This window comes from Ideonella sp. P3_A4 (assembly GCF_056403075.1).
Map to the genome: position 1 here is coordinate 1 of NZ_JBFUGE010000579.1, position 3801 is coordinate 3801.

The 3801-nt window shown below is 66.2% G+C and carries 6 protein-coding genes; 4 read left to right on the top strand and 2 right to left on the bottom strand.

From position 1 onward, the window contains the following. Positions 1–529, top strand: a 529-nt coding sequence (locus AC1DYI_RS29230; protein ID WP_477207629.1) for a flavin reductase family protein, incomplete at its 5' end; no start/stop codon positions are given. A gap of 21 nt (positions 530–550) precedes the next feature. Here AC1DYI_RS29230 and AC1DYI_RS29235 read toward each other — a convergent pair. Continuing rightward, entirely contained in the window at positions 551–1225 is a 675-nt protein-coding gene (locus AC1DYI_RS29235; protein WP_477207630.1) for a TetR/AcrR family transcriptional regulator, read from the bottom strand. 20 nt (positions 1226–1245) lie between these two features. Here AC1DYI_RS29235 and AC1DYI_RS29240 point away from each other — a divergent pair, with 20 nt between their 5' ends. The 3 genes from AC1DYI_RS29240 to AC1DYI_RS29250 all read left to right on the top strand — a co-directional run bounded on the left by AC1DYI_RS29240 (position 1246) and on the right by AC1DYI_RS29250 (position 3016). Beyond that, positions 1246–1662, top strand: coding sequence for a VOC family protein (locus tag AC1DYI_RS29240; protein WP_477207631.1), 417 nt, complete (start codon positions 1246–1248; stop codon positions 1660–1662). A gap of 107 nt (positions 1663–1769) precedes the next feature. Continuing rightward, positions 1770–2480 (top strand): molybdopterin-dependent oxidoreductase, encoded by a 711-nt coding sequence (locus AC1DYI_RS29245; protein WP_477207632.1) that lies wholly within the window; start codon positions 1770–1772, stop codon positions 2478–2480. Then, complete coding sequence (locus AC1DYI_RS29250) at positions 2477–3016, top strand: NYN domain-containing protein (protein WP_477207633.1); 540 nt, start codon at positions 2477–2479, stop codon at positions 3014–3016. Before AC1DYI_RS29245 ends, AC1DYI_RS29250 begins: the two co-directional genes overlap by 4 nt. Before the next feature lie 38 nt (positions 3017–3054). Here the strand turns inward: AC1DYI_RS29250 and AC1DYI_RS29255 are convergent. Further along, on the bottom strand, positions 3055–3801 hold a 747-nt coding region (locus AC1DYI_RS29255; RefSeq protein ID WP_477207634.1), incomplete at its 5' end, for an ABC transporter permease.

The window sequence follows — 3801 nt, forward strand, 5'->3', positions numbered from 1 at the left end:
CAATCTCTCGCCGATGTCTTCGGCCTGGGCGCTCGGCGATCGCCTCGTGCTGGGCCTGGGCCGGGCCAGCCAGGGCTGCGAGAACTTTCTGCTGACGCGCGAAGCCGTGGTCAACCTGCCTGGGCCGGCGCAGTGCACGGCGGTGGAAGCCTTGGCTCCGACGACCGGCAGGCACCCGGTGCCGGACTACAAACAGGCGATGGGCTACCGGCACGAAGCCGACAAGTTCTCGTTGGCTGGGCTGACGCCGGTACCGTCCCGGTTCGTCGGCGCGCCCCGCATTGCCGAATGCCCGATGCAGCTCGAGGTCCGCCTGCTGGCGGCCCACGAGGCGACGGTGGTCGACGGCGACGACCCGGAGTTCGTGCTGCTCGAAGCCAAGGTGATGCAGGTCCACGCGCACGAAGACATCGTGCTGCCCGACAGCCAGTACATCGACACCGGACGCTGGAGCCCCTTGCTCTACGTCTTTCGCCACTACTTCGGCACCGGGGGCCGGCTGGGTCGAAACTTCCGCGCCGAGACTTGAGGCGCTCGACGCCTGGCGTATTTACTTGGACGCGCGCGGCGCCGGCTTGACGCCGCTGCTCACCTCGAGCAACGCATGTTCAGTGGCGGCGGCAATTTGGGCTGCGAAAGTTTCACTACCAACCGCGCGCGCCAGCGTGACGGCACCCACCAGCGCCGACAACGCGGCGCAAGCCGTCTCGATATCCCGCGGTGCTTTGGTTGACACGGGCCCGTTGACGATGGTTTGCGCCACGTCCAGCAATGCCGCCTCAAACGTTGCCCGAGAGGCATCGTCCGAACGCGCGACTTCTGATGGCATGGTCTGCAACGTACAACCCTCCGACAAGTCGCAGCTGCGCTTGGCGCTGAGGTAGAAGCGCACGAACTCGGGCCACCAGGCACGGCCATGCTGCTGCTGGAAGTACAAGACCCCGCCGCGCAGATCGGCCATCCCTTGCTTCACCGATTCGCGAAAGGCCTCTGCCTTGGAGCCGAAGTGAACGTAGAAGGCGCCCGATGTCAGCCCCGCCTCCTTCACCAGGCCGTCTACCCCGATGCCACCGAAGCCACCTTTGCGGAACCCGCGCCCGGCGGCTTCCAGGATGCGTTGGCGCGTCTGTTCCTTTTGCTCAGACCTGGACACGATCGATCCTGCAGCTTGTGGAGAATCGATTGTAGTTGACGGGATAACGGTCGTTATGTAATCTCGAATCACGATCGTTACTCGACCAGACCATGCAGCTCTCCAACTACCTGTTCTTCACCGACCGCTGCGACGAGGCGCTGGCCTTCTATGAGTGCTGCGGGCTGGGCCGCACGGTCGACATGCTGCGCTACGGCACCGGTGGCATGCCTGTGAAGAACGAAGCCATGCGCGGCAAGGTCATGCATGCCAGGTTCGAAGGGCCGGGCGTGCAGTTCTACGCCTCGGACAACGACGACGCGGAACCCATGCGAGGCTCGGCCCACTTGCTGGCGATGGACGATCGCGACTCGACGGACAGGCTCTTCGGCGACTTGGCTGTGGGCGGGACGGTGACGACGCCGCTGGGCATTCAGCCCTGGGGCGACTACTACGGAAAGTTGACCGATCGATTTGGTGTCCAGTGGATGTTGAACTGCCATGAAGAAAGCCAGGCGCCAACCCGTTGAAGACGGGCAGGCCGGGCACACCCAACGGAACATCGGGGCAGCTACCATGGCGCGATGCCTGACTGCTTCTTCCCGTGTCGATGCCGGATGTTCTTCGAGGCGGCGAAATGAACGCGCCACTGCCCCCCGGCCAGCGTGAGACTGAAGACTTTCCGCGCTTCGGCTTGACGCCGTTCGCTGTTCGTTTCCCGACGACCATCGACACGATCTCGCTGCAGATCAGCGGCGATGTGAAAGCCCCGGTGGACGTCGGCCCGGCACTGGCTTCGCTGGCCCGCGTCGAACAGCAATCCGACTTTCATTGCGTGACCACCTGGACACGCCGCGCGCTGCCCTGGAGCGGCGTGCGCTTTGCAGATTTCTACCGCGAGGTCGTCGTGCCCATGGCCGGCGCGGCGCCCGAGGCGAGCTTTGTCGTGCTGCGCGGGCAAGACGGTGCCCGCACCAGCCTGCCGCTCGAAGACTTGCTCGCCCCCGACGTGCTGCTCGCCGATCGCCTGTTCGGCCAGCCGCTGACGATCGAGCATGGCGCGCCACTGCGCCTGGTGGCTCCCGCCCACTATGGCTACAAGAGCGTCAAGCACTTGAACCGCATCGAGTTCTGGCGCAGCGGCGAGAACTACCGGCCGTTTGGCCTGCGCTTCATGGTCCATCCGCGAGCCCGCGTGGCCCATGAAGAGCGTGGGCAATGGGTGCCGGGTTGGCTGTTGCGACATCTGTACCGGCCGCTGATCCGTTCGACGGTGGCGCGGTTCGAGCAGGCCATGCAACAACGTCTTCAATCTTCCGGCGCTGGCGTGTCAGGAGAGCGTTCATGAAAACCGTCTGGGTCATCGACGGGGCCTACCTGTTCAGCTACGGGCGCACGCGGCCATTCGACTACCTGAAGCTGAAGAACGAGCTGGTGCGCCTGAGCGGCGGGCCGATCCACGAGAGCTACTACCTGAACTCGACCCGTGATCCGGCCGACGACGCCCGCAACGCCTTCCACACCTGGTTGAAATCGGCGCCGCCGCGCGGGCCGAAGATCCGCGTGCAGCTGTACCAGTTGAAAGACGTGCACCTGACCTGCGTCAACTGCAACCACCAGTTCGACCGCGAGGTTCAAAAAGGCGTGGATGTCGGCATCGCCACGCTGATCGTCAAGTTGGCGGCGCAGAACCTGTACGACCGCCTGATCCTCGCTGCTGGTGACGGTGACTTCGAAGACGCCATCGACTACGTGAAGTCGGAGCGCCAGAAGGAAGTCTGGGTCTGTGGCTCGCAGGCCAACCTCTCGGCCGACCTGCAGTCCTATGCCGACAACGTGGTCTGGCTGGAAGACCTGCACCCGGCGATCGACAAAGGCCCCTGAGCCTTGCTGCAGCGCGCGGCTCTCTCCGCGCGCTCTGCTCAGACTTGCACCAGTGCCTGCGCCACCGATGCCTGCACCGCGCGCAGCGCCGGTGGCCTGGCCGCCAAGGCCGACACGCTCACCACGAGCGCGACCCAGGCGGCCACACCCCACCAGGCCACGGCAAAGGGCAACGGGGCGACGAAGCCGAGGCTGCCGATCAGCGCATCGAGCAGCGCCGTCAACGGCAGCGACAGCGCGAAGGCACCCAAGCTGCTGATCGCGCCGATCCACTGGGCCTCGGCATTCACCAGGCGCAGCAGCCGGCGCGGCGTGGCGCCCAGCGTCTTCATCACCGCCAGTTCGCGGCTGCGCTCGACCACGCTGATGCCCAGGCTCGCGGCCAAGCCCAGGCTGCCGACCACCGCCATCACGACCGCCATCGCCAGCAGCGCGCGGATCAGGATCACGATGTGATCGCCCATCGCGGTGCGCAACTCGGTCAACGGCTGAGCGGTCTGCACGTGGCCGCCGGCGGCCGTCACCTGGTCGTCGATGCGCCGGATCAACGCATCGCGCTGGTGGGCCTCGGTGGCATGGGTGGCCACGCGCAGCACCCGCGCCCGGCCTTCGGTGCCGGTGCGGTGCGCAAAGGCGGTGTCGCTCACGTAGGCGACGCCGGCGGCGCCGATCTCTTCGACCACGCCGACCAGGCGCCAGTGTGTGACCACACCGTCGATCGACAGGGCGACCGGGTCGCCCAGCCGCAGGCCTGGGCGCTGCGCGATCGCGGCGTGGTTCAGGAC

Coding starts and splice junctions, on each gene's coding strand:
- AC1DYI_RS29240 (WP_477207631.1), top strand. CDS start 1,246: ATGCAGCTCTCCAACTACCTGTTCTTCACCGACCGCTGCGACGAGGCG.
- AC1DYI_RS29245 (WP_477207632.1), top strand. CDS start 1,770: ATGAACGCGCCACTGCCCCCCGGCCAGCGTGAGACTGAAGACTTTCCG.
- AC1DYI_RS29250 (WP_477207633.1), top strand. CDS start 2,477: ATGAAAACCGTCTGGGTCATCGACGGGGCCTACCTGTTCAGCTACGGG.